The sequence below is a fragment of the Chryseobacterium oranimense genome (assembly GCF_900129755.1).
Taxonomy (GTDB): Bacteria; Bacteroidota; Bacteroidia; order Flavobacteriales; family Weeksellaceae; genus Chryseobacterium; species Chryseobacterium oranimense.
Map to the genome: position 1 here is coordinate 195,803 of NZ_FQWT01000004.1, position 17,858 is coordinate 213,660.

At 38.1% G+C, this 17,858-nt stretch carries 22 protein-coding genes; 4 read left to right on the forward strand and 18 right to left on the reverse strand.

Annotated features, from left to right (window positions below; genetic code table 11):
• Positions 1-15: 15 nt before the first annotated feature.
• Positions 16-648 carry an NAD(P)H-dependent oxidoreductase gene (locus tag BUB03_RS13890; protein ID WP_073064149.1) on the reverse strand — a complete coding sequence of 211 codons (633 nt, stop codon included), beginning with the start codon at positions 646-648 and terminating at the stop codon, positions 16-18.
• Between the two features lie 229 nt (positions 649-877).
• On the opposite strand from BUB03_RS13890, the gene BUB03_RS13895 reads away from it, so the two are divergent.
• Positions 878-1,630 (forward strand): SDR family oxidoreductase, encoded by a 753-nt coding sequence (locus tag BUB03_RS13895; protein ID WP_073064151.1) that lies wholly within the window; start codon positions 878-880, stop codon positions 1,628-1,630.
• Between the two features lie 99 nt (positions 1,631-1,729).
• On the opposite strand, the gene BUB03_RS13900 is transcribed toward BUB03_RS13895, so the two are convergent.
• The 17 genes from BUB03_RS13900 to BUB03_RS13980 form a co-directional block, all read right to left on the reverse strand.
• A complete protein-coding gene (locus BUB03_RS13900) occupies positions 1,730-2,005 on the reverse strand; it encodes a hypothetical protein (RefSeq protein WP_073064153.1) in 276 nt (91 codons plus the stop codon).
• Positions 2,006-2,110: 105 nt separating this feature from the next.
• Positions 2,111-3,064, reverse strand: a complete 954-nt coding sequence (locus BUB03_RS13905; RefSeq protein WP_139258860.1) for a protein-glutamine glutaminase — start codon at positions 3,062-3,064, stop codon at positions 2,111-2,113.
• Positions 3,065-3,367: 303 nt separating this feature from the next.
• Positions 3,368-4,417, reverse strand: coding sequence for a serine hydrolase domain-containing protein (locus BUB03_RS13910; protein WP_073064156.1), 1,050 nt, complete (start codon positions 4,415-4,417; stop codon positions 3,368-3,370).
• 197 nt (positions 4,418-4,614) lie between these two features.
• Positions 4,615-5,217: a short chain dehydrogenase gene (locus BUB03_RS13915; RefSeq protein WP_073064158.1), complete on the reverse strand. Its 603-nt coding sequence runs from the start codon at positions 5,215-5,217 to the stop codon at positions 4,615-4,617.
• Between the two features lie 59 nt (positions 5,218-5,276).
• Positions 5,277-6,140, reverse strand: coding sequence for a helix-turn-helix domain-containing protein (locus tag BUB03_RS13920; protein ID WP_139258862.1), 864 nt, complete (start codon positions 6,138-6,140; stop codon positions 5,277-5,279).
• 29 nt (positions 6,141-6,169) lie between these two features.
• Entirely contained in the window at positions 6,170-6,904 is a 735-nt protein-coding gene (gene lipB, locus BUB03_RS13925) for a lipoyl(octanoyl) transferase LipB (protein ID WP_073064164.1), read from the reverse strand.
• Between the two features lie 80 nt (positions 6,905-6,984).
• On the reverse strand, positions 6,985-7,719 hold the full coding sequence (gene trpA / locus BUB03_RS13930) for a tryptophan synthase subunit alpha (protein WP_073064167.1): 735 nt from the start codon (positions 7,717-7,719) through the stop codon (positions 6,985-6,987).
• Between the two features lie 140 nt (positions 7,720-7,859).
• Complete coding sequence (gene trpB / locus BUB03_RS13935; RefSeq protein WP_073064170.1) at positions 7,860-9,038, reverse strand: tryptophan synthase subunit beta; 1,179 nt, start codon at positions 9,036-9,038, stop codon at positions 7,860-7,862.
• A 15-nt stretch (positions 9,039-9,053) separates the two neighbouring features.
• Entirely contained in the window at positions 9,054-9,590 is a 537-nt protein-coding gene (locus tag BUB03_RS13940) for a GNAT family N-acetyltransferase (protein ID WP_073064172.1), read from the reverse strand.
• Entirely contained in the window at positions 9,574-10,098 is a 525-nt protein-coding gene (locus BUB03_RS13945) for a hypothetical protein (RefSeq protein ID WP_073064175.1), read from the reverse strand. The genes BUB03_RS13940 and BUB03_RS13945 overlap by 17 nt, the downstream gene beginning before the upstream one ends.
• A gap of 26 nt (positions 10,099-10,124) precedes the next feature.
• Positions 10,125-10,784 (reverse strand): phosphoribosylanthranilate isomerase, encoded by a 660-nt coding sequence (locus BUB03_RS13950; RefSeq protein ID WP_073064178.1) that lies wholly within the window; start codon positions 10,782-10,784, stop codon positions 10,125-10,127.
• An 11-nt stretch (positions 10,785-10,795) separates the two neighbouring features.
• A complete protein-coding gene (gene trpC / locus BUB03_RS13955; RefSeq protein ID WP_073064180.1) occupies positions 10,796-11,581 on the reverse strand; it encodes an indole-3-glycerol phosphate synthase TrpC in 786 nt (261 codons plus the stop codon).
• A gap of 28 nt (positions 11,582-11,609) precedes the next feature.
• Positions 11,610-12,599, reverse strand: a complete 990-nt coding sequence (gene trpD / locus BUB03_RS13960; RefSeq protein WP_073064587.1) for an anthranilate phosphoribosyltransferase — start codon at positions 12,597-12,599, stop codon at positions 11,610-11,612.
• A 35-nt stretch (positions 12,600-12,634) separates the two neighbouring features.
• Complete coding sequence (locus BUB03_RS13965; protein ID WP_073064182.1) at positions 12,635-13,123, reverse strand: hypothetical protein; 489 nt, start codon at positions 13,121-13,123, stop codon at positions 12,635-12,637.
• Position 13,124: 1 nt separating this feature from the next.
• On the reverse strand, positions 13,125-13,721 hold the full coding sequence (locus BUB03_RS13970) for an anthranilate synthase component II (RefSeq protein WP_073064184.1): 597 nt from the start codon (positions 13,719-13,721) through the stop codon (positions 13,125-13,127).
• Between the two features lie 140 nt (positions 13,722-13,861).
• Positions 13,862-15,286: an anthranilate synthase component I family protein gene (locus BUB03_RS13975; protein WP_073064187.1), complete on the reverse strand. Its 1,425-nt coding sequence runs from the start codon at positions 15,284-15,286 to the stop codon at positions 13,862-13,864.
• Between the two features lie 249 nt (positions 15,287-15,535).
• Positions 15,536-16,180 (reverse strand): hypothetical protein, encoded by a 645-nt coding sequence (locus tag BUB03_RS13980; RefSeq protein WP_073064189.1) that lies wholly within the window; start codon positions 16,178-16,180, stop codon positions 15,536-15,538.
• A 135-nt stretch (positions 16,181-16,315) separates the two neighbouring features.
• Here BUB03_RS13980 and BUB03_RS13985 point away from each other — a divergent pair, with 135 nt between their 5' ends.
• The 3 genes from BUB03_RS13985 to rlmF are packed head-to-tail and all read left to right on the forward strand — an operon-like array spanning position 16,316 to position 17,846.
• Complete coding sequence (locus BUB03_RS13985) at positions 16,316-16,543, forward strand: hypothetical protein (protein WP_040996022.1); 228 nt, start codon at positions 16,316-16,318, stop codon at positions 16,541-16,543.
• Positions 16,543-16,917, forward strand: a complete 375-nt coding sequence (locus BUB03_RS13990) for a c-type cytochrome (RefSeq protein WP_040996023.1) — start codon at positions 16,543-16,545, stop codon at positions 16,915-16,917. The genes BUB03_RS13985 and BUB03_RS13990 overlap by 1 nt, the downstream gene beginning before the upstream one ends.
• A gap of 2 nt (positions 16,918-16,919) precedes the next feature.
• Positions 16,920-17,846 (forward strand): 23S rRNA (adenine(1618)-N(6))-methyltransferase RlmF, encoded by a 927-nt coding sequence (rlmF, locus tag BUB03_RS13995; protein ID WP_073064192.1) that lies wholly within the window; start codon positions 16,920-16,922, stop codon positions 17,844-17,846.
• Positions 17,847-17,858 lie beyond the last annotated feature (12 nt).

A 17,858-nucleotide genomic window follows, 5' to 3' on the forward strand; every position in this document is an offset into this window, starting at 1 on the left:
AGTTGGAGTTATCTATTATTTTTTGATGATGAATTCTTCCATAGGAATCCTTACTTTTTTCATCGTTGAAAGCCAGTCATTTTTTTCATCTCTATACCCAAGATACAGAAGGCTTACACTTTTTAATCCCAGTTCTTTTAATCCCAGAATTTCATCCACAACTTCATTACTGAATCCTTCCGCAGGGGTGCTGTCGATCTTTAATTCTGCAGCCTGGGCCATAGCTAAGCCTAATGCAATATAAGTCTGGCGTGCTGTATGGGCAAAATGCTCTTCAGGAGTCTGAGCTCCGTATATTTCTTTGAGTTTATCCGTATAACTGTTGAAACGTCCTCTTGGTAAATCCCTTACATCGGTATGATAATCGTATACTTTATCGATTTTTTCATTGGAATAACTGTCCCAGGCAGCGAATACCAGGACATGGGAAGAATCTCTCATCACTTCAGGATTCAAAGCTCCGGCCATCATTTTTTCCTTTAATTCCTGATTTTCCACAACAATGATGCGGAATGGCTGAAGTCCTGAAGAAGTAGGAGCCAGCCTTGCTGCTTCTAAAATGGTATTAAGATTTTCCTCTGTTACTTTTTTTGAAGGATCATATGCTTTTACGGCATGTCTCCATTGTAAGTTTTCTATTAATGACATTTTTCTAATTTTAAATTAAATTTTTTTTTAATTAATCATGAAACTCTATTCATTGATTAAAATAACGATGCAAATATAGAGCCAATTAAATTGTATGCAATTTAATTTTGATAGATTTAATTGATTTTCTTTTTAGAAAAAGTTGATCAAGTAATGAACTCCGCAAGAATCGGATTTTTTATACAACACTTTATCTGAAACTTTGCAGCAAACTTTAAAACAAAAAATAATGCAGAGATTTAAAGACAAAACAGCCCTGATCACAGGGGGAACTAATGGAATGGGATTCGCAACGGCACAGCAGTTCATCCTGGAAGGAGGCAAAGCAATCATTACGGGCAGAAGTGAAGAAACGGTGCATCATGCATTGGGAAAATTAGGCAAAAATGCTTCCGGAATTGTATCTGATGCAGGAAACGTGAAAGATCTTATGAACCTTCAGGAGCAGGTGAGAAAACATACAGAATATGTTGATATGGTATTTGCCAATGCCGGGTTCGGAAAGTTTTCACCGATTGAAAATGTAGATGAAAATCATTTTGACCAACTCTTCAATACCCTGGTAAAAGGCCCGTTTTTTACTGTTCAGCAGGTATTGCCATTAATGAAGAAAGGGAGCTCGGTTATTTTTAATACTTCTGTAGCGACCGAGATTGCAATGCCAAGTTTTTCCGTTTATTCTGCTGCAAAATCAGCCGTACAGTCTTTTATTAAAACTTTCGCTGTAGAGCTTACGGAAAGAGGAATAAGGGTAAACGGAATCAGTCCCGGGCATATTAAAACCAATATATTTAACAATACAGGATTGAATCCCGAGCAGATTGAAACTGCGGTTAGCGGTATTATTCCTACCATTCCTCTTAAAAGGCAAGGTGAGCCGTCTGAAATTGCCAGTACCGTATTGTTCCTGGCTTCCGAAGAGGCTTCTTATATTCATGGGGCAGAGATCAGGGTGGATGCAGGAATTTCAGTTATAAGATAATAAAATCCCCATCATCAGATGGGGATTTTAAGGAAGTTATTTAAACTCCTTATTCAGTCTGCTTCTAAGTGTAAAATGCTGATAAAAACGAAAGCCAGATCAGGGAATTTCGTTGATCTGCTTTATAATATTGGTGTTGTTTTCAATACCGATATTATAGGCTTTCCCTTTTTTATGGCTTTGTCCTGCTTTTTCAAGGAGTGATTTATAGTCCGGTCCTTTTTTAAACAGGTAAAAAATCTGCGGACTTATTCCGATGGACACCCGGGTGAATTCTTCCGGTTTTTCAGGATCTTCAGACACATTGGTGATAACCGATTTATTATACCAGGTCAGGTTTTGTGAGCCTGAACTTCCGGAACAGGATGTGATCATAAATAGTATTAAAAGTATATAAGTCCAGATTTTCATAAAAAAATATTTGGTAAAACAGCTTCTGCAATTAAGTTATGAAAAAGCGGCAGAAGCTGTTTAAATTAATTAAAATCCACAGCTTGCCACACTTGGAGCCGGTGAAGGAGAGCATCCTGAAAGGGAAGAGAAAATATTCAGTACACAGTTGGTGTTCACCAGATTATCATCATAAAGATAAGACGCTCCAGGGCTTCTGTAGTAAACATTCCCGGCGGTATTGGCATAAGATGACACAGAGGCAGATCCGCAGCTTGTATTGATGCAGGCATTTCTCCAGGCTGTATCCGTAACGGGTCCGCTTGGGAACAGGGAAGGGTCAATAATTCTTTTTTCAGTGACACCTGAAGCGTTTTTATAGCTTACGAGGATGGCAACGTGATAGCTCCATGCTACACAGCAGGTACCGGTAGATGCTTTTAAATTTCCGTATACAAACTGTTTCTCACAGTCGTAGCCATTATTGATCAGGATTTGTCTCATTTTATGAGCTCTTGCGTAGCATCCGTCTACAGGATATCTGAAGGTAATGCAGGGTGAAGATGCCGTAGAAGTACCACAAGCCTGGTTTTTGATCAGGGCAAACATGCTGTTTAATGTGGCGACATTGGGAAGAACACTAGTTAGTTTGCTGGTCTCATTTTTAACCTCTTTGGTGTAAGCCGATTTGAAAAAGCGGATGTCTTCTTCGTTCCCTTTTTCCACTTTGGCAATTTCATGAGTATTAGGTTTAATGAAAACCTGGATAGGAGATTCGTTCTTTACCGCTTCTCTGATGAGATTGATGTACGCTTCATTTTCTTTTGTAGGCGTTATGGTATAGAACTGAGCGGTAACAATGAAAGATACTTTCAGAGTACCGTTTTCATTTTCTATCCCTACCGGAACTGTTTTCCCCAGATCCGTTAAAGTTTTGCTGTTGGTTTCGTTCTGACTCATCTGCTGTTCTGCATTGGAGTCTGTACAGGAATTAAATGACATGGCTGCCACAAATACCATCATTGATAACAAAAATTTTCTCATAATTCTCATAATTTGGTGGTTAGTAATGAATATATTGCTTTAAGTTTTTGGTGTGTATCGTTTTTAGCAGAGCTGGCGGTGAAAATAGTTCACTTTATTGTGATATTAAAAGTAAATAAAAATAAAATACCGGCAAATTATTTTTTATAAAAATTCAATTATTTTAATAATTATTCATTGAAAACCTTTGTTTTAAATGGTTTTAAAGAGCTTTTGTTTTATATCAATAAAATTTATGGAATTGTAAAATATAGAAAAATCCCGCTCATTAGGATGGCGGGATATGTTATTATCTGAAAATAATTATGGTTTGTTCTTTATCAGGCTGCTTTGTAAGACAATATCTCGGATGAGCGCTTCCTGATAATAATATAAATTACTGTCTTCACTCATTTGGTTTTCCAGAACAATAATGCTTACATCGGAACCAGGTACATAAACATTCAGAGATGCAAAACCATCACCCAAACCGGTGTGACCCAAATAAGGAATACCATTATATTTCACGATACGCATATTATAGCCGTAACCTGATTTCTCCTTTCCAAATACATCATGCTGTGACAATGTGGATGCTGTGGTCATGAGCTTATAACTTTTAGAGGTCAGAATTTTCCCTTTATGAAGGAGTGAATTCCAAAGTACCATATCTTCTGCTGTAGTAATCACACCGTCAGCAGGCAAATTTTCATCGGAAATAAATGAGTTTTCAACAAGGGTAAAATTGTTGTCTTTGTTCATATGTCCATATACCAGGTTTCTGCGGCTATCTTTAGAATAGCAGAAGGTGTTTTTCAGATGAAGTTTTTTGAACAGATCAGTAGCCTGCTGGATATATGGTTTACCGGAAGTTTTTTCAACAATCTTTCCTAAAAGGATATTCGAGAGATTTCCATACTTGAATTCTGTACCCGGTTTAAACAGTAAAGGTTTCTCCGCGTCAACGATTCCATGAGTATGATTTAAGAGCTGATGAACAGTAACCGAATCTGCCCAGGGCTGAGTCAGGGAAGGAAGGTATTTTTTAATTGGAGCCTGCAGATCTAATCTTCCTTTTTCAAATTGTTTTAATATTAGTACAGAAGTAATCTGTTTGGTGTTGGACATAATCTCGAACTGATTGTCCATTTTCAAAGGAGCTTTCGTTCGGCTGTCCTGAAAACCATATGCTTTCGAATACTTTATTTTTCCGTTTTGAGTGATCAGGACAACTCCGTTAAAAGGTCTGGGGGATGTTGGAGATTGTATTAAGCTGTCGATCCTGGTTGTATAATCATTTTTATTTTGTGCGAACGATTGAGATGCTGTGAAAAGCAATCCCGCAGTGCAGAGGATTCTGATAAATGGTTTCATGTATTTTTTCAACTTAAAAATTAAAAGTGATTTGAAGTTTACAGAGAGATCAAAAATAAGTTTTAAAATAACACGGTAGCAAGAAAGTTTTGAAATTTAAGCTTTAAAGAATGTGTTCTGCACATATTTATCTGAAACAATCAGGATATGGAAAATGCCGGATGCTTTTGTTGAAAGAAAAACTTTTTACATCTTATCTATGAATAGACTTTTAAAATTTTTCCGTTTACACCGCCTTCTGTACTTAAAATATAAGCATTAACAACTTTATTCATTGGGGCAAGATTATATCCGGGAAACAAACCTTTATACCTTTCAAAACTGTCCTCAACAAGCCCCGGGCTTACTGCATTAATTCTTAAATCATTTTTGAGTTCCTGTGCTGATGCAAGAACGAAACTGTTAATAGCACCGTTTATCATGGCTACTGCAGTTCCGTTTTTAGCCGGATGTTCTGCAGCAATGCCCGAGGTAAGGGTAAATGAGCCTTCTCTGGACAGAAAATCTTTACCGATGAGTACAAGATTCATCTGGCCTATTAATTTCCCTTTTATTCCGGGAAGCATATCTTCCTCGGTCATTGAATAATAATCACCATAAAAACCGGTTCCCGCCGTACAGATGCAGGCATCAACGGTTTTCAGCTGTTCAAACATTTTCCGGATAGAGTTTTTATCAGAAATATCCACATGGATATCTCCGCTGTTTCTCCCGGCAGTAATTATTTCGTGATGGTCCTGTAAAGATTCTTTTACTTTTTTTCCAATGGTCCCGTTGCCTCCTACAATTAATATTTTCATATCTTTTTTTATTCAAAATTAATGATAGGAGCAGTCAGCGGGTTAGTACAAAAAGTTCATTATGTATAACAATTCGTCCGGAAATCGGAAGGCGTAAGCCCATATGTTTTTTTAAATAATCTGGTGAAATAGGAAGAATTATCAAATCCGCACTGGTCTGATATCTGGGAAATGGTATCTTTTGAATTATTCAGGAGAAGCTTTGCATGTTCCAGGCGTTTCTGGTTGATCCATTTCTTGGGAGGAGAGCCATATATGGTATTGAATTCTCTTTTAAAGGTGGAAACGCTTCTGTTGGTAAGCCTGGCAAGATCTTCCACCGATAAATTCCGGAAGAGGTATTTTTCTACAGTATACATCATACTTTCCGTTGAGGTGGAAACTACAGAGCTCCAGAAAGCCATGGTCTGCGGGAGCGGCATTGTTTTAAGAATATAAAAGAGAATTTCTTTCTGCTTAAGAAGCAAAATGCCCTTGTCTTTTAAACTGTTGTTGGCAAAATACTCCTGAAGCTGTTCTTTATATATTTCAATGACTTTATTAGTGGACAGTTTCAAAAACTGAACATCAGGGACTGCATGATTGATATTGAGCCCATACTCAGAGATCACTTCCTGTACGGTTTGAGGATTCAGAAACAATAAGATCGCTTCAAAATTGAGTCCTTCCTCAAAATATTCCGCCATCGCATAAATTCCTTTCCTGAGGAAAATGATCTCATTGGAGTTCACTGTTATAGTTTCATTGTCTATATGCAGATGCTTATTTCCTTTTAATATAAATACCAATGTATCCTGTGTGAGAAATACGGTTTTGGTGGTTGTTGTATTTTCCCGTTTGAATTTTGCAAAAAAAGTATTTTCAACAACCAGGAAAGTAGGGTCATTGATATCCGCTTTTTTAGGAGGAAAATGAAAAAACATCGTTGATGGAAATTTTGCAGCTGTTATTATCACACTACTTTAGTGACAAGCTCGGCTTCAAAAACATCTTCAAAGTGTTTTCTGATCTTTGCTTTCAGGTCTTCCATTTCTTCAGGGGGAAGTTCTCTTTCAAGCTCTCTTTTTAAAGAAGTTACCTGCTTGTCTTTGATCCCGCACGGAATGATGTATTCGAAATAACGCATATCGGTATTCACATTCAAAGCAAAACCGTGAAGGGTTACCCATCGGGAAGCTTTTACTCCCATTGCACAGATCTTTCTGGCATAAGGTTTTCCCACATCCAGCCAGACTCCTGTTTCTCCTTCGGAACGTTCTCCTTTAAGACCATATTCACCAATCGTCCTGATGATCACTTCTTCCAGGTTCCGCATATACTTATGAATATCTGTAAAGAAATTTTCAAGATCAAGGACGGGATACCCGACAACCTGACCATAACCGTGGTAAGTAATATCACCGCCACGGTTTACTTTTACGAAAGTGGCATCTATTTCCTTCAGTTTGTCGATGCCGGCCAGCATATTTTCTTCATGGCCGCTTTTTCCCAGGGTATACACATGAGGATGTTCCACCAACAAAAAATGATTGGGAGTGATCACATGCTGTTCTGCAGGTAAATCGCGGTTTTTGATCTTGGTATCGATAATACTTTTCATCAGGCTTTCCTGATAATCCCAGGCTGGCTGGTATTCTTTTATACCCAGATCTTCAAATTCTACTGATTTATTTTGATGTGTATTCATATGCTGATGTCTGTTTCTTTTAATGGCCGTAACGGATCGTAATTCCGTGCCATTTTTCTGACATACAAATTTAGTGAATTTTAACCTTTTACAGCATGGATAAAATCTATGGCAGCATTCTTCCAGTCTTTATGGTTCAGAAGGGTATTGACAAAGGCGGTTCCTATAATTCCGCCGGCTGCTTTTTCCGTTACATTCTCAAAATCTTCTTTGGATTTGATGCCGAACCCTATCATCACGGGGTTTTTTAAAGTGAGTGATGCAAGGCGGGAAAGATAGTTTTCATTTTTAAGAACGGCATTATCGTTTCCTGTGGTAGATGAGGAACTTACGGCATACAGGAATCCTGAGCTTAAGGAATCTAAATACAGAATTCTTTCATCGGAAGTTTCAGGAGTAACGAGGAATGTAAAATTAAGATTGTACTTTTTTAAAATCTGCTGATAATTGTTTTCAAATTCAATAGGCGGAAGATCGGGAATAATAAGCCCTGAAACTCCGCTTTCCGAACACTCACGACAGAATTTCTCAAAACCGAAGCTTAAAACAGGGTTGATATATCCCATCAGGATAACCGGAATATGAATATCATTTTTCACGGTTTTCAATTGGGAGAACAGTTTTTCAATGGTCATTCCGTTTTTTAGTGCCAGTTCGTGGGCCTGCTGAATGACCGGCCCGTCTGCTACCGGATCAGAATAAGGCATTCCAATTTCCATCATATTGGCACCGGAATTCTGGATGAGTTTTATAATATCAGCGGTATCTTCCAGTTGGGGAATTCCTGCTGTGAAGTATATATTTAGTTTTTTCATTTTTTTTCTACTATGTTAGATATTTGTATTGATGTAAAATGTATTTATGTAGAATGTATTCATGATTTTTTATCGGCTTTGGTTATTTTCATGTATTGGAAATCATTTTACATGAATACATTTTACATTTATACATATAATTACAGATTTTTCAAATACGTTTCCATATCCTTATCGCCGCGGCCGCTCAGGCAGATCACAACGATGTCTTCTTCACGGAATTTCTTTTTATCCAGAACCGCCAGCGCATGTGAGCTTTCAAGTGCGGGAATGATTCCTTCCAGTTTAGTCAGTTCAAAAGCAGATTGTAAAGCTTCCTCATCATTGATGCTGAAGAATTCCGCTCTTTTTTCTTTGAAAAGATGAGCATGGAAGGGCCCGATTCCCGGATAATCCAGACCTGCAGAAATAGAGTGGGGCTCAATCACCTGGCCGTCTTCAGTCTGCATGACAAGACTTTTGCTTCCGTGAAGAACACCAAGTGTTCCCAGGAAAGTAGTGGCGGCAGATTTTCCTGAATCTACGCCAAGACCGCCGGCTTCTGCGGCAATGATCTTCACCTCTTTTTCTTCTACAAAATGGTAAAAAGTTCCTGCGGCATTGCTTCCTCCGCCTACACACGCAATTACATAATCCGGATTTTCTCTTCCGGTTTTTTCTTTCAGCTGTTCCCTGATTTCTTTTGAAATAATACTCTGGAATCTGGCCACCAGGTCGGGAAAAGGATGAGGCCCCACCACGCTTCCGATTACATAATGAGTGGTCACAGGATTGTTGATCCAGTCTCTTAGCGCTTCATTTACAGCATCTTTCAGGGTTTTTGAGCCTGATGTTGCCGGAATAACTTCCGCCCCAAGCATTTTCATCCTTGCTACGTTCGGGGCCTGGCGCTGGATGTCGATTTCACCCATATAAACGATGCATTCCAGTCCAAGCAGGGCGCAGGCCGTAGCTGTGGCCACACCATGCTGTCCGGCTCCTGTTTCTGCAATGATTCTTGTTTTTCCAAGGCGTTTTGCAAGAAGAACCTGTCCCAAAGCATTGTTGATTTTATGGGCTCCGGTATGGTTGAGGTCTTCTCTTTTTAAATAAATCCGGGTATTGTATTTCTGGCTTAAATTTTTAGCAAAATAGAGCGGAGTAGCCCGTCCTACATAATTTTTAAGCAGGTCCTGGTACTCATTCTGAAATTCTTCAGATTCTATGATCTCAAGATAGTTTTTCTGAAGTTCCTCTACATTCGGATACAGCATTTCGGGGATAAAAGCGCCTCCGAATTCACCATAATATCCATTTTCATCAGGGTTTCTATAATTCATTGTATTGTTTTTTAGTCAATTAAAATAAGCGTTTTTTCCCGGTCCGAGCTCTCTGAGAAGCTCTTTGGTTTCACCGGAAGCGTTAAAAATCAAAATATCATCATCTTCAGAACTGATCCAGCCGTCTTTAGTGTTTTCAAGAATGGCTTTAGCACTGTTTTCCAGGATTTCAATATTACATTTTTGATAAAAGGGCCGAAGACCGGTAGCACAGAACCCTATGGCTTCTGTATTCCTTTCAATCAGGTTTTCTTGAAAAAGCTGAACGAGCTGAGAGCCGTAGCCTTTTTTCTCCCGGGCAGAAACAAGTCCGACTGCCTCAGCAAAAGTGTACTGTTTTCCGGATATTTCCAGAGTAAAATTAAGGTTGAGCCGTATTACTGCCAGTATTTCATTTCCGAAACCTGATAGCATGTGAAATTCCGAATCTTTAAAAAAATTACGAAAGTAAGCAGGCGTCATTTCTTTCCATTCAGGGACTTCCCAAAGGTTCAGAATATGTTCTGTTTCGTAATCTGTGAGCTCATCCGGCACTTTAATTTGATAATTCATCGGTTAAACTGTTGATAAATTGAATGTTATGATTTCTTTGCTGTCTGGTGATCAGTTTTTTATGATGAAGCAGTTCAATTTTGCTGATCAGATCGATTAAGGTGGCAATATCTATTTTCGAATCGTACATGGTTACGGCAATTTCCAGGTTGTCGATCAAAAAATAAGGATCAGAATCTTCATAAAGCAGAAAAATTTTAGCATAAATATTTCCAAGATCATACCTGATATTTGCCTTAACGTGGCTGTCTAAAAATTTATCAGAAATAATTACAAGATAATAACTGTTCCAAAGTCCGATTCTTTCAAAAAAATACTGAATGTCGGCCCCGTCAAAGTTTTTGATAATCTCGATAAATTCCTGCAACTGCCCGTCTATAGTCCAGTATTCCGCATCGCTGTCGTTCTGGGAAACAAAATTGTACAGATCCTGTATTTTTTTATTTCCAAACCTGGGCGGAAACAGGGTTTTATAAAATGTTTTTTTTAGCAGGTGTATGTTCATCATCTTGTGTATTTTTTTTAGCCGTTTTTTTAAAACGTTTTCGAAATGAATTTTCTTATTTTTTCAAGGTCTTTAATTCCCGGTTCCAGTTCAAATTTTGAATTGATATCTATTGTAAAAGGTTTTTGGTTCAAAAGGCTGATGTTTTCAATATTTTGTTCCGAAATACCACCACTCAGAAAATAAGGAAGCGGGATTTCAAATTCGTTCAGTATCATCCAGTCAAACTGTTTTCCTGTTCCTCCGAAGGCTTTATTATCCGTATCGAAGAGGAAATAATCTGCCGTTGAAACATAGGAGTTTATCATTTTTTTTATTTTTTCTATCGTTTCCGGATCATTATTCCCGATTCTGATGGCCTTTATCATTTTAATCTCCGGACTCAGGCTTTGCTTTAATCGGTTCACAAAATCTTTAGTTTCGTCACCGTGAAGCTGGATCAGATTCAATCCTGCTTTTTCTGCGGTCTCTATTATGGTATCTATCTCTTCATTCACAAAAACCCCTGTTTTCGCCGGATGATTAATTTTCAGAATATCTTCCGGACTTAAATGATTTAGAACATATCTCGGTGACTTTTCATAGAAAATAAAGCCAAGAAAATCTGTTTTCATGGAAATCAGTTCATGAATCTGATCCAACTGGGTCATTCCGCATACTTTCAGTTTAGATAGCTGATCTTTATTCATTGTTAAATTGATTAACTGTTATTTGTTACATCAGAAATAAATTCAGCAAATTGGTTGGCAGGATTTTCATTCTTCATGAAATATTCCCCCATCAGGAAACCGTCGAATCCTTTTTCCTTTAAATATTTAAAATCTTCCTTACTATAAATGCCGCTTTCTGCGACAGACAGTACATTCTTCGGAAGCTGGTCTTTTAAAAGAACGGAATGCTGAAGATCAACTTTAAAGTCTTTTAAATTCCTGTTATTGATTCCAACGAGATCAATTTCAGGATTGAAATGTTTCAGCTCACCTTCTGTATGGATCTCAAGCAGAACTTCCAGACCGAGCTGATGTGCCAGTTCAGTGAATTCCAGCACCTGAGCAGGGGACAGGCAGGCTGCAATGAGTAAAACAGCATCGGCACCGATACTTTTTGCCTCGTAAAACTGGTATTCATCTACCATAAAATCTTTTCTGAGAATGGAAATACCGATATGTTTTCTTACTTTTAAAATGTCATCAAAGCTTCCTCCGAAAAAGTCGTTGTCAGTAAGGATAGAAATTCCGGATGCTCCGAAATTCTCATAGGCTGAAACTACTTCCAAAGGCTGAATCTTGTCATTGATAATCCCTTTTGAAGGAGATTTTCTCTTAAATTCAGCAATAATCCCGCTTTTATTTTTAATGGATTCTTTGAGTGAAAAGTTTTGTCTTCCAAAAAATTCAGAACTCTTCAGGCCTTCCATTGAAATTTTCGTTTTTGAAACTGCAATTTCTTCTTTTTTTCTCTCAATAATTTTATCCAGTATTGTCATGTTCTTTTTTTAGTTGCCGGCAACTTTATTAGCCATTAATTAATAATTCCAGACTGTTTAATGCTTTACCGCTTTCCAGACTTTCTTTTGCAAGGGCAACACAATCTTCGTATGTCCCGAATTTCTGAGTGTGGAAAAGGGCGGTTGCTGCATTGGCAAGCACTACGGAATTCTGCTGTATTGTACCTTTTCCTTCCAGAATGTTCCTGAAAATCTTTGCAGACTCCTGAGGGGTTTCACCTCCTTTGATGCTTTCCGGGCTTACAGAACCAAATCCGAGATCTTCAGCAGAATAAATCTCTTCACCACTTTTTGTAATGATCTTGCTGTCCTGGGTAAGGCTTATTTCATCATATCCATCCAGGCCATGAACGAGGATAAATTCCCGCTCTTCTTTCTGTAAAAGGTATTGATAAATCCTTGCAATTTCAAGATTGTAAACCCCGATTACTGAATATTTTGGCTTTGCGGGATTGACTAACGGACCAAGAAGATTAAAAAATGTTCTCAATCCTAACGACTTTCTTAAAGCTCCGACAGACTGAAGGGCCGGATGAAAATAAGGGGCATGAAGAAAACATATATTGGCTTTTTCAAGATCTTTATTCAACTGATCTGAGCTGCTTTTGAATTGGTATCCAAGCTCTTCCATCACATTGGATGAGCCTGTCGTGGCAGAAGCTCCATAATTTCCATGCTTTGCTACTTTCTGGCCTGCGCCGGCCACTACAAAGCTGGCAAGGGTTGATATATTGATTGTATTTTTTCCGTCACCTCCGGTTCCTACAATATCCAGGGTATCCGCAGTATCAAGAAGTACAGGAACTGCCATTTGCAGCAACGCTTCCCTGAAGCCTTCCAGTTCTTTCAGGGTAATATTCCGCATCAGAAAAACACTGATGAATGCAGTGACTTCTGCAGAGTTGAATTTATTCTGTGCGATCTCGATCATCGTGGCCTTTGCTTCCGATTTGGACAAAGTCTGGTGATTGAAGAGGTATTGTAATATTTCTTTCATCTGAGGTGCTTTTATGGTTGTTGAGGTAGGTGTCATTATATTCTTTTGTGAATTCTCAATAGTTCTTCAGCGGAACCGTAATTTAAATTTTTCGCAAGTTTTTCTATAATTTCTCGTTCAGCAAGTTCTAAATTGATATAAAGACGGTCATAAAAAATATTATGCAGATCACAGTCAGGTTTCAGGGTTTCAAATAATTCTAGATAAAATTCTAATCTTTCGTTTACTTTAAAATCACGAAGGTGATTTGAAATTAATGTCTGGGCAAATAATTCTGCCTGGGAACTTGTCCAGTTGGGAATATCTTGTTTTATTTTTTCTAAAATATCCTTTTTCCCATTTTTGATCATGTACATAATATCCGTAGTTCCATGATCTTCGTTCCACCAGTCACTATCTTTATTTTCATATTCCAAAATATAGGCATAGATCTGAAGAACGTCTTCGCCAGCACTTTTTGTTCTGCTGTTTTGACTATAGATTTCTTTTATGTTTAGAAATTGCTCAAAATCTTCTTTAGTCATTTCAGTTCAGTAAAAAATTTCTGATAATAACTTCCCCGTCAGGAGTTAAAATGCTTTCAGGATGAAATTGTACGCCATGCACATCATAGGTTTTATGCTGCAGTGCCATGATCATTCCGTCCTTGTCTACGGCAGTAATTTCCAGTTCTTCCGGGAAACCTTCAGGGTTCACGGCCCAACTGTGATATCTTCCGACTTCTATTCCGGAAGCCAGATTTCTGAAAATTTTGGTATTTTCTTTCACCAGTTCAGCAGAGGTTGCTACTCCATGGAAAATTTCAGAAAGATTGATCAGGTTTCCTCCAAAAGCTTCTGCAATGGCCTGCTGTCCGAGACAAACGCCTAAAATACTTTTAGTAGGTGCATATTCCCTGATCAGATCCAGTAAAATTCCTGCCTCTTCCGGAATCCCTGGACCAGGTGAAAGGATAATTTTGTCATATTTTCCGATCTCTTCCAAACTGATCTGGTCATTTCTTACGACATCTACTTTCTCCCCCAGAATCCTTTCAATGATCTGGACCAGATTATAGGTGAAACTATCGTAGTTATCAAAAACCAGAACTTTAGGTTGCCCGTTAGTTATATTATTGTTCATTTTTTGTTTTTTTAATTTTTTTTGTTGGTGGTTACTAGTTTCGGGGTCCGTGTTCCGCGCTTCGGGTTTGGGTGAAAATTTTTTAGTTGCCAGTTGCCCGTCAACTCCGAATCAAACCTCAAAACCAGTATCCCGTATCTTTAATTCATCACGATTTTCCCTGCTTTATCCACTGCTTTTTTCAAGGCATTCAATTTATTATTCACTTCCTGCAGTTCGTTCTCGGGGATAGATTTTGCTACCAATCCGGCTCCGGCCTGGTAATAAAGGGTATTATTCCTGCTCAAAAAGGTACGGATCATAATGGCCTGGTTACAGGTTCCGTTTAACCCGATCATACCGATGCATCCGCCGTAGTAGCCACGGGAGTCTTTTTCATACTGATTGATTAGCTGAAGGGCCTTATGTTTTGGGGCACCGCTTAAAGTTCCCTGCGGAAAAGTGGCAGAAACCATATCAAGGGGATTGATGTTTTCAGGAAGATCAGCAGTAACTTCGCTTACCATATGGATCACGTGTGAAAAAAGCTGGATTTCTTTCAGTTTTGTTACCGTCACATTTTTACCGAGCTTTCCAAGATCATTTCTGGCCAGGTCGACCAGCATTGTGTGTTCTGCATTTTCTTTCGGATCATTTTTTAAAGCTTCAATAGACTGGAGATCGGTTTCAAGATGTCCGGTTCTTTTGAAAGTTCCTGCGATGGGGTGAATAACGGCTTTATGATCTTTGATGATCAGCTGGCTTTCGGGACTTGAACCGAATAATTTATAATTTCCATAGTCGAAAAAGAAAAGGTATGGTGAAGGATTGATATTCCTAAGGGCACGGTATACATTGAATTCATCTCCTTTGAATTTCTGTTCAAATCTTCTGCTCAGCACCAGCTGGAAAACATCACCTCTCATGCAGTGTTTCTGGGCTATTTTTACCAGTTCGATATATTCTTCATCGGTAAGGTTGGAAGTTTCGTTATCGATTTTTTCGAAAGGGTAGACGGGGGTATTCTGGTTTCTGATCAGATTTTCCAGCAGATAAAGTTCTGATTTTAAGCCGGGGATCTGGTTTTCGATAATGTGCATCTCATCATTATAATGGTTGATGGCAATAACGTATTGATATAATCTGTAGCGGAGAATAGGAATTTCTACTTCCTGACTTTGGGGTTTTAAGCTGATATCTTCAAAAAACTGTACTGCCTCAAAGCTGGTATAACCGAAAAGGCTCTGTGCTGTCTGTTCAATAGGATCATTTGTAGTTTCACATTCAAAAACGCTTTGGAATTCTTCAAAAATGTCTGTGATATTCCGTTCGCCTATCAATTGCTTTACAGGATCTGAACCCGGCAGCTTGATTTCGAATTCGGTAAGGTTTTTCACTTCAATTCCTGCCACAGCATTCACCGCGATGAATGAGAAGTTATTATCAATATTCTTAGAATCTGAACTTTCCAGAAGGATGGTATCCCGGAACCTGTCTCTGATCTGGAGGTAGATATTCATTGGAGTATAAAGGTCTCCCAATGTTTTTTTAGAACCGGTCTTTATTTTTATTCTTTGAGTGGTCATCTGACTTGTATTTTTTTTGTTTTAATGAAATAAAAAAGGCTTCAACGGAATCCGTCAAAGCCTATATATTGTTTGTTTTAATTACCTGCTATCCTTTAGCAACATGACAATACCTTCAGACCCGACGAAGAGTTTGAAAGCCACCACCAATTATTGTTGCTCATATTAATCATGGTACAAATGTAGAAATTTTTTTAATATAAAAATAAAAAACGTCCAAAAAATAAAAAAACTTAATATTGAAATTCTTTATTTAAGCTGCCTCAGTTCCTTTTTTAACTCTTCAATTTTTGCTTTATATTCGTCATTGTTATAGGAGCTTACATAATCCTCTAAAGCTGAAATGTATTCTTCAATAAACTCTTTATTCATTCTGTCTGCTTCATATTTGATCTTTGCGGAATTGACCGGAGCCATCTTCTCATACTTCAGCAAAGCGTTGCCCTCTTCAGACTGATAATACAGAATTACTATATTTTTTTCATATCCCGGAATGTATTTTACCGGGAAATGCTGTTCCGTTCTCGGGATCCTGATGGCATTTTCAATCGGATAAATAGCAGCACTTGTTGTTGAAAAGTAAGTGGACACATATTTTCCGTCCTGTTTTTTTACAATAGCTTCATAATCATGAATGTACATTTCGTTCAGTGTAGAGTTGGTTTCTACATCGGAAGTGATAATGGCTGTACTTTCTACCCCGTATTTGTTTAAAAACCATGCGTTCAGATACTGTCCGGCCACACCATTCAGAATAGCCAGAGGGATGATAGGGATCAGAAACCATGCTTTTTTGGTCACATATGAAAGCAGACCGAAGAATACGAGAATGATAATCACAGTATAAAAACCATGATGACTGGTGAAAAACAGGATTTTGGATATAAAAATCATAGTTTAAATTTAAAATTATTAGCGCACATAATCATTATCCAATCATGAATTTTATTGAAAAAATAAGTAATGTGGACATAAGTCATGAGTTTAAAAGCTTATTTTTTATACTTTTGTCTAAATTTTAGAAAAATAATGAGAAAAGTATTTGCAATTGCATTCATCGGAAGTTTATTCGTGGTAAACTGTTCTAAGCAACCAGAACACCCATTACAAGACAGCAACACGATGTTGCCTGAACCAGAAGTTACAACAGTGGTAGATTCTACAGCTAAATCAACTCCGGTTGCTCCTGCTGCAACAGCTACTCCTACAACACCGGATCCTGCTGCTAAAACTGATTCTACCGCTGCAAAAAAATAATGAAAAAATTGCTTTTGACAGGAATGGTGGGGTTACTTATCCTTTCCTGTTCTAAAAAAGAAAACACGGAGGTACCAGAGGTGTCTTCTGAAACAGCCGCTGTTTCGGAACCGGCAAAAGCTAATCTTTCAGGTGACCAGATCATTGAAACTTTAGACTGCTCAGGATGCCATTCCGTGAATGAGAGAATGATAGGACCTTCTTATAAGGAAATCGCAGAGAAATATTCTGAAAAAGATATTGAACTGCTGGCTTCCAAAATCATAGAGGGAGGAAGCGGAGTTTGGGGAGGCGTTCCGATGGCTGCCCATCCACAGGTATCTAAAGAAGATGCCAAAAAAATGGTAGAATATATTCTGAGTCAGAAAAAATAAGTATGACTACCCAAAAATCCAGTCTGCACATAAGAAATCTGCATCGCAATCCTTATGATTTTGATCAGCTTATTTCTTGTGTGCCGGAACTGAAACACTATGTTTTCGTTAATGCTTACGGAACAAACACCATTAATTTTAGTCTTCCCAAAGCGGTTAAACTTCTTAACCGGGCATTACTTTTACATTTTTACCGTATTAAAAAATGGGATATTCCTGAAACCAACCTGTGTCCTCCTATTCCTGGCCGTGCGGATTATATCCATTATATTGCCGACCTGTTAGCTGAAGAAAATTCTGAAATACCGACGGGAATTTCTGTATCTGGGTTGGATATCGGAACAGGGGCAAATCTTGTGTATCCTTTATTGGCCCATAGATCTTACGGATGGGAAATGCTGGGAACTGATATTAACCTGGATTCTTTGGAAAATGCACAGCATATTTTAGATCAAAATCCGGATTTATTATCTGCCATTCATTTAAAACAACAGCCTGATTCCCATCATATTTTCAAAAATATCATTCAGGCAGGAGACCGTTTTACGTTTTCTATGTGTAATCCTCCGTTTCACGATTCTGAAGAATCTGCATTGAAAGGAAATCTTAGAAAAACAAAAAATGTTATTCAATCAAAATCTAAAAAGCCTTTACTGAATTTTGGCGGACAGCAGTCGGAATTATGGTGTGAAGGCGGCGAAATATCTTTTATTTCAAAAATGATTGAAGAAAGCAGTCAATATTCTTCGCAAGTTCTTTGGTTTACATGTCTCGTATCTAAAAAAGATAATCTTCATAAATTAACCACACTTTTAAAGAAAGTCAAAGCCTTAGATATCAAAACTATTGATATGGCGCAGGGCCAGAAAATCAGCAGGATACTGGCTTGGACATTTATTCCTCAAAAGGAGAGAACAAGTTGGTTTTAAATGTCAACGGTT

Coding starts and splice junctions, on each gene's coding strand:
- BUB03_RS13890 (WP_073064149.1), bottom strand. CDS start 648: ATGTCATTAATAGAAAACTTACAATGGAGACATGCCGTAAAAGCATAT.
- BUB03_RS13895 (WP_073064151.1), top strand. CDS start 878: ATGCAGAGATTTAAAGACAAAACAGCCCTGATCACAGGGGGAACTAAT.
- BUB03_RS13900 (WP_073064153.1), bottom strand. CDS start 2,005: ATGATCACATCCTGTTCCGGAAGTTCAGGCTCACAAAACCTGACCTGG.
- BUB03_RS13905 (WP_139258860.1), bottom strand. CDS start 3,064: ATGAGAAAATTTTTGTTATCAATGATGGTATTTGTGGCAGCCATGTCA.
- BUB03_RS13910 (WP_073064156.1), bottom strand. CDS start 4,417: ATGAAACCATTTATCAGAATCCTCTGCACTGCGGGATTGCTTTTCACA.
- BUB03_RS13915 (WP_073064158.1), bottom strand. CDS start 5,217: ATGAAAATATTAATTGTAGGAGGCAACGGGACCATTGGAAAAAAAGTA.
- BUB03_RS13920 (WP_139258862.1), bottom strand. CDS start 6,140: ATGTTTTTTCATTTTCCTCCTAAAAAAGCGGATATCAATGACCCTACT.
- lipB (WP_073064164.1), bottom strand. CDS start 6,904: ATGAATACACATCAAAATAAATCAGTAGAATTTGAAGATCTGGGTATA.
- trpA (WP_073064167.1), bottom strand. CDS start 7,719: ATGAAAAAACTAAATATATACTTCACAGCAGGAATTCCCCAACTGGAA.
- trpB (WP_073064170.1), bottom strand. CDS start 9,038: ATGAATTATAGAAACCCTGATGAAAATGGATATTATGGTGAATTCGGA.
- BUB03_RS13940 (WP_073064172.1), bottom strand. CDS start 9,590: ATGAATTATCAAATTAAAGTGCCGGATGAGCTCACAGATTACGAAACA.
- BUB03_RS13945 (WP_073064175.1), bottom strand. CDS start 10,098: ATGATGAACATACACCTGCTAAAAAAAACATTTTATAAAACCCTGTTT.
- BUB03_RS13950 (WP_073064178.1), bottom strand. CDS start 10,784: ATGAATAAAGATCAGCTATCTAAACTGAAAGTATGCGGAATGACCCAG.
- trpC (WP_073064180.1), bottom strand. CDS start 11,581: ATGACAATACTGGATAAAATTATTGAGAGAAAAAAAGAAGAAATTGCA.
- trpD (WP_073064587.1), bottom strand. CDS start 12,599: ATGAAAGAAATATTACAATACCTCTTCAATCACCAGACTTTGTCCAAA.
- BUB03_RS13965 (WP_073064182.1), bottom strand. CDS start 13,123: ATGACTAAAGAAGATTTTGAGCAATTTCTAAACATAAAAGAAATCTAT.
- BUB03_RS13970 (WP_073064184.1), bottom strand. CDS start 13,721: ATGAACAATAATATAACTAACGGGCAACCTAAAGTTCTGGTTTTTGAT.
- BUB03_RS13975 (WP_073064187.1), bottom strand. CDS start 15,286: ATGACCACTCAAAGAATAAAAATAAAGACCGGTTCTAAAAAAACATTG.
- BUB03_RS13980 (WP_073064189.1), bottom strand. CDS start 16,180: ATGATTTTTATATCCAAAATCCTGTTTTTCACCAGTCATCATGGTTTT.
- BUB03_RS13985 (WP_040996022.1), top strand. CDS start 16,316: ATGAGAAAAGTATTTGCAATTGCATTCATCGGAAGTTTATTCGTGGTA.
- BUB03_RS13990 (WP_040996023.1), top strand. CDS start 16,543: ATGAAAAAATTGCTTTTGACAGGAATGGTGGGGTTACTTATCCTTTCC.
- rlmF (WP_073064192.1), top strand. CDS start 16,920: ATGACTACCCAAAAATCCAGTCTGCACATAAGAAATCTGCATCGCAAT.